Annotated in this window: 6 protein-coding genes; 5 read left to right on the top strand and 1 reads right to left on the bottom strand. The window is 69.5% G+C overall.

Annotated features, from left to right (window positions below; all coding sequences use genetic code 11):
* On the bottom strand, positions 1-958 hold a 958-nt coding region (locus AC1D01_RS17770), incomplete at its 3' end, for a HAMP domain-containing protein (RefSeq protein ID WP_477868539.1).
* Between the two features lie 326 nt (positions 959-1,284).
* Between AC1D01_RS17770 and AC1D01_RS17765 the strand changes: the two genes are divergently transcribed.
* The 5 genes from AC1D01_RS17765 to AC1D01_RS17745 form a co-directional block, all read left to right on the top strand.
* Positions 1,285-1,650 carry a response regulator gene (locus AC1D01_RS17765; protein WP_477868541.1) on the top strand — a complete coding sequence of 122 codons (366 nt, stop codon included), beginning with the start codon at positions 1,285-1,287 and terminating at the stop codon, positions 1,648-1,650.
* A 31-nt stretch (positions 1,651-1,681) separates the two neighbouring features.
* Positions 1,682-3,184, top strand: coding sequence for a circadian clock protein KaiC (gene kaiC, locus AC1D01_RS17760; RefSeq protein ID WP_477868537.1), 1,503 nt, complete (start codon positions 1,682-1,684; stop codon positions 3,182-3,184).
* A complete protein-coding gene (locus AC1D01_RS17755; protein ID WP_477868535.1) occupies positions 3,181-3,507 on the top strand; it encodes a circadian clock KaiB family protein in 327 nt (108 codons plus the stop codon). Before kaiC ends, AC1D01_RS17755 begins: the two co-directional genes overlap by 4 nt.
* The gene (locus tag AC1D01_RS17750) at positions 3,504-3,824 is read left to right on the top strand and encodes a circadian clock KaiB family protein (protein ID WP_477868533.1); all 321 of its coding nucleotides are present in this window, start codon (positions 3,504-3,506) and stop codon (positions 3,822-3,824) included. Before AC1D01_RS17755 ends, AC1D01_RS17750 begins: the two co-directional genes overlap by 4 nt.
* On the top strand, positions 3,821-5,886 hold a 2,066-nt coding region (locus AC1D01_RS17745), incomplete at its 3' end, for a sensor histidine kinase (protein ID WP_477868531.1). The genes AC1D01_RS17750 and AC1D01_RS17745, both read left to right, overlap by 4 nt.

Genomic DNA, 5,886 nt, shown 5'->3' with positions numbered 1-5,886 from the left:
CGTCGACGGTGATCTTCTTCGACAGGTCGCCGGCGGCCACCGCCTTGGTCACGTCGGCGATGTTGCGCACCTGGCTGGTCAGGTTGCCGGCCATCGAGTTGACCGAATCGGTCAGGTCCTTCCAGGTGCCCGACACGCCTTCCACCCGCGCCTGGCCGCCCAGCGAACCCTCGGTGCCCACCTCGCGCGCCACCCGCGTCACTTCCGAGGCGAACGAGCGCAGCTGGTCGACCATCGTGTTGATGGTGTTCTTCAGCGTCAGGAACTCGCCCTTCACGTCGACGTCGATCTTCTTCGACAGGTCGCCCTTCGCGACGGCGGTCGTCACGTCGGCGATGTTGCGCACCTGGTCGGTCAGGTTGCCGGCCATCGAGTTGACCGAGTCGGTCAGGTCCTTCCAGGTGCCGGCCACGCCCTTCACCTTGGCCTGGCCGCCCAGCATGCCCTCGGTGCCCACCTCGCGCGCCACGCGCGTCACCTCGGCCGAGAAGTTGCCGAGCTGCTCGACCATCTTGTTGATGGTCTTCGCGGTGCGCAGGAATTCGCCCTCGAGCTCGCGGCCCTCGACCTCCAGTGCCATGCTCTTGCTCAGGTCGCCCTGGGCCACCGCGCCGATCACCCGCGCCACCTCGCTGGTCGGGTGCACCAGGTCGTCGATCAGCGCATTGATCGAGTCGATCGAGGCGCCCCAGAAGCCGCGCGTCTCGCTGAGCACCGCGCGCTGCTTCAGCTTGCCTTCCTTGCCGACCACCTGGCGCAGCCGGCCGAGCTCGTCGGCCATCGCGGCGTTCTGCTCGACCAGGTCGTTGAAGACGTCGGCCACCTTGCCCGGCAGGCCCTCCCAGTGCAGCGGCAGGCGCACGCTGGCGTCGCCGCGCCGCAGCTGCGTCAGCGCGGCGAGCAGGGTGGCCATCTCGCGCTCCGGGGTCGCGATTTCGTTGAGTTCGATCACGTTCATGACAGGGCTTTCCAGACAGATTGAAGCCGGCGAGAGCAGGATGGCGGTGTCGATCCCGGCCCGCCGCATGTCTTTTTGCATGCGAAGCGTGCGCGTGGTCCCGCAGACTACCGCTGCATCGTCGCAAGCTTGTGACGGACGGTACCGTCTGCGCTTGTAGGATGGGGACTACATCCGGTGCGCCGTGCCCCGGCAACCCGCGAGTTTGCTGGGTTGGCGAGCCCCCACCCCTCCGGCTTCATGCCCCGCCGGCGGGTTCGGAAACCCGTTGCGGCAGCGTAGACTTTTTCACCATGGCATCCGCTGGAGGACCCGATTTGCAAGATGTGACCGTGCTCTACGTCGAAGACAACGACGACCTGCGACTGAGCATCTCGATGCTGATGGAGCAGCCCGGGCGCACGCTGACCGCGTGCGCCAACGGCGAAGAGGCGCTGGCGCTGTGTGCCGCGAACGAGTACGACATCGTCATCACCGACGTCAGCCTGCCCGGCATCTCCGGCACCGACCTCGCGAAGCAGCTGCTCGCGAAGCAGCCCGAGCGCTGGGTGGTGCTGTGCTCGGGCTACGAGTTCGGCGAGTGGGTGCGGCAGTTCGGCCCGAACGTGCGGGCGCTGCGCAAGCCGTTCGAGCCCGAGGAGCTCGAGGCGTTGATGGACGAGATCAGCGCTGCGGTCAGGACCCGTGGTTGACGGTTGACAGAAGAAGAGGAGAACAACCCGCATGAAGAGACCCTCCCTTGACTCGCCCGACCGGCTGCTGCCGAAGGCGCCGACCGGCATCGCCGGTCTCGACGAGATCACCGAAGGCGGCCTGCCGCGCGGCCGGCCGACGCTGGTGTGCGGCGCTGCCGGCTGCGGAAAGACGCTGCTGGCCGCCGAGTTCCTGGTGAATGGCGCGCTGCAGTACGGCGAGCCGGGCGTGTTCATGAGCTTCGAGGAAAGCAGCGACGACCTGGTCGCCAACATGCGCTCGCTCGGCCACGACCTGGACGTGCTGCAGGCCGAAGGCAAGCTGGCGATCGACCAGGTGAAGATCGAGCGCAGCGAGATCGAGGAGACCGGCGAGTACGACCTCGAGGGCATGTTCATCCGGCTCGACCACGCGATCCGCCGCATCGGCGCGAAGCGCGTGGTGCTCGACACCATCGAGGCGCTGTTCTCGGGCCTGCCGAACCAGGCGCTGCTGCGCGCCGAGCTGCGCCGGCTGTTCCACTGGCTGAAGGACCGCGGCATGACGGCCATCGTCACCGGCGAGCGCGGCGAGAACACGCTGACCCGCTACGGGCTCGAGGAGTACGTGGCCGACTGCGTGCTGCTGCTCGATCACCGCATCATCGACCAGGTGTCCACGCGCCGGCTGCGCGTCGTCAAGTACCGCGGCTCGGCGCACGGCACCAACGAGTACCCGTTCCTGATCGGCGCGAGCGGCCTGTCGGTGCTGCCGATCACCTCGCTGCGGCTCGACCACCAGGCCAGCGACGAACGGGTGTCGACCGGCGTGCGCGGGCTCGACGGCATGCTCGGCGGGCGCGGCGTGTTCCGCGGCAGCAGCGTGCTGGTCTCCGGCACGGCCGGCACCGGCAAGAGCAGCGTCGGCGCGAGCTTCGTCGATGCGGTGTGCGCGCGCGGCGAGAAGGCGGTGCTGTTCGCGTACGAGGAGTCCGAGAGCCAGCTGATCCGCAACATGAAGTCGATCGGCATCGACCTCGGGCGCTGGAAGGCCAAGGGGCTGCTGGAGATCCATGCGTCGCGGCCGACGCTGCACGGGCTGGAGCAGCACCTGGTGGCGATGTACGACATCGTCAGGTCGGCGCGGCCCGACGCGGTCGTGATCGACCCGATCAGCAACCTCGTGATGAGCCAGGCCGACAGCTCGCTGCAGGCCACGCTGATCCGGCTGATCGATTTCCTGAAGCAGCAGGGCGTGACCTCGCTGTTCACGACGCTGGCGCATGGCCCGGTCACCGAGGTGTTCGACAGTTCCGGCGTCGGCGTCTCGTCGCTGATGGACAGCTGGATCGTGCTGGCGAACCTCGAACTGAACGGCGAACGCACCCGCACGCTGCAGGTCGTCAAGTCGCGCGGCATGCCGCATTCGAACCAGGTGCGCGAGTTCCTGCTCAGCGAGCACGGTGTCGAGCTGGTCGACGTGTTCGTGTCCGACCAGCGCGTGCTGACCGGCTCGGCGCGCAAGCTGCGCGAGGCGCAGGAGGGGCGCGGATGAACGCCGGGCGTGCGATCGCCACCAACCCCGAGTGGCAGCTGAAGCTGTATGTCGCGGGGCATACTGCCAAGTCCATGGCGGCCCTCGACAACCTCAAGCACATCTGCGAGACCCACCTCGCGGGCCGCTATTCGATCGAGGTGGTCGACCTGCTGGTCAACCCGCAGCTGGCCGCCGGCGACCAGATCCTCGCGGTGCCGACGCTGGTGCGCAAGGTGCCCGAGCCGATGCGCAAGATCATCGGCGACCTGTCGAACGAAGAGCGCGTGCTGGTCGGCCTCGACGTGCGGCCCTACGTGCCGTCTTCGGCACGAGCGCGATGACCCTGGACGACCGCCTGCCGGACCTCGTCGACCTGCGGCTCTATGTCACGGGGGCGACGCCGGCCTCGGCGCGGGCGGTCGTCAATGCGCGGCGCTTCTGCGAGACCCATCTGACAGGCCGCTACCGGCTGGAGGTGCTCGACATCGGCGAGCACGTCGAACAGGCGGCTGCCGACCAGATCATCGCGGCGCCGACGCTGATCCGCCTGGCACCCTTGCCGCTGCGCCGCTTCATCGGTGACCTGTCCGACGACGAGCGGTTGCGCCGTTCGCTCGACCCGCTGCATCTGCTGCCGGCGGCGGGAGCTGGAGGATGACGGCCTCCGACCGCCTGCAGCACGACAACGAGGGCCTGCGGGTGCGCCTGGAGGAGGCGGAAGACACGCTGCGGGCGATCCGCAACGGCGACGTCGACGCGATCGTCGTCGGCCGCGACATCTACACGCTCGACACCGCGAATGCCGCCGACAACAAGCTGCGTCGCGCGGTGCTGACGCAGATGGAAGACGCCGTGCTCGCGTTCGACGATGGCGGCCACCTGATCTTCATGAACGCGGCCGCCGAGCGGCAGTACGGGCAGAGCGCTTCGGCGCTGCTCGGCCGCAGCTGCGACGAGCTGTACCGCGAGGTCTGGCCCGACGACGCACTGCGCGAGGCCTGCCGGCGCGAGCTGCTCGACACCGGCAGCTACCGTGCCCGCCTGCTGCACGTGAAGCGCAACGACGAGGCCCTGCACGTCGAATGCACCGTGTCGCGCCTGCGCGGCGCCCAGGGCGAGCCGATCGGCCGGCTGTGCGTGATCCGCGACGTGAGCGCGCGCCTGGCGGCCGAGCAGACGCTGATGATCGCCTCGCTCGCGCTGGCGCGCCGCGAGCGCGAGTTCGCGACGCTGGTCGAGAACTCGCCCGACATCTTCGCGCGCATCGACCGCGGGTTGCGCCACGTCTACGTCAGCCCGGTGGTGCAGCGCCACCTCGGCATCACGCCCTCGACCATGCTGGGCAAGACCTTCGGCGAGCTCGGGCTGCCGGCGGCGCTGTGCGCGCAATGGAACGGTGCGCTGAAGGAGGTGTTCGCCACCGGCCGGCTGGTGCGGCTGAACTACGCGATGGACAGCGCCGCGCAGGGCGAGCGCTTCTTCAACGCGCGCCTGATGCCGGAGTTCGGCGACGACGGCAGCGTCGAATCGGTGCTGGTGATCGCCTCCGACGTGACCGAGCAGGCGCAGATCGACGCCGCGTTCCACGAGAGCCAGGCGCGGCTGCAGTTCACGCTCGATTCGGCGCGCATCGGCGAGTGGGAACTCGACATCGCGAGCGACACCGCGCGCACCTCGCTGCGCCACGACCGCTGCTTCGGCTACGACGAGCCGGTGGGCCAGTGGGGCAGCCGGGTGATGCTGTCGCATGTGCACCCGGCCGACCGCGAACGCATCGCGGCGCTGTTCCAGACCAGCGAGGCGACGCAGCAGGACCTGCACTTCGAGGCGCGCGTGCTGTGGCCGGACGGCTCGCTGCACTGGATCGAGGCGCACGGCGTGTTCTACGGCAGCGAGGGCGATGCACGAAGCAGCAGCCGCCGGCTGCTGGGCATCGTCGCCGACATCACCGACCGCAAGCTGGCCGAGGCCGCGCTGCACGACAACGACCGCCGCAAGGACGAGTTCCTCGCGACGCTGGCGCACGAGCTGCGCAACCCGCTGGCGCCGATCCGCAATGCGCTGGAGATCATGCAGCGCAACCCGGGGCCGGTGGCGCAGGCGCATGCGCGCGAGGTGATCGAGCGGCAGCTCGGGCAGATGGTGCACCTGGTCGACGACCTGCTGGACGTGAGCCGCATCAGCCAGGGCAAGCTCGAGTTGCGCCGCACGCGCGTCGACCTGGCCGAGGTGCTGAAGACGGCGGTCGAGACCAGCCGGCCGCTGGTCGATGCGGGCCGGCACGAGCTGCGCGTGCAGCTGCCGCCGGCCGGCGAGCTGTGCGTCGATGGCGACACCACGCGGCTGTGCCAGATCGTCGCGAACCTGCTGAACAACGCCGCGAAGTACACGCCCGAGGGCGGCTCGATCGAACTCGGCGCGTGGCGCGAGGAGGGCCGCACCGATCCGGAGAACGGCGAGGCGGTGATCTCGGTGCAGGACTCCGGCGTCGGCCTCTCGCACGACATGCTGCCGCGGGTGTTCGACATGTTCGCGCAGGTCGACCGCTCGGTCGCGCGGGCGCAGGGCGGGCTGGGCATCGGCCTCGCGCTGGTGAAGCAGCTGGTGGAGATGCACGGCGGCACGGTCGAGGCGCACAGCGAGGGCATGGGCAGCGGCTGCCGCTTCGTCGTGCGCCTGCCGCTGGTGGCGGCCCGCCTGCCCGCGGCCCTGGCGGCCGC

The sequence above is a fragment of the Rhizobacter sp. P3_B12 genome (genome assembly GCF_056402895.1).
Note: the sequence above shows the minus strand (reverse complement) of the source record. Positions and strands in the feature narration are given on the sequence as shown.

What these genes read in the sequence shown, in the direction of transcription:
- kaiC (WP_477868537.1), top strand. Translation starts at nt 1,682, where the DNA reads ATGAAGAGACCCTCCCTTGACTCGCCCGACCGGCTGCTGCCGAAGGCG.
- AC1D01_RS17755 (WP_477868535.1), top strand. Translation starts at nt 3,181, where the DNA reads ATGAACGCCGGGCGTGCGATCGCCACCAACCCCGAGTGGCAGCTGAAG.
- AC1D01_RS17750 (WP_477868533.1), top strand. Translation starts at nt 3,504, where the DNA reads ATGACCCTGGACGACCGCCTGCCGGACCTCGTCGACCTGCGGCTCTAT.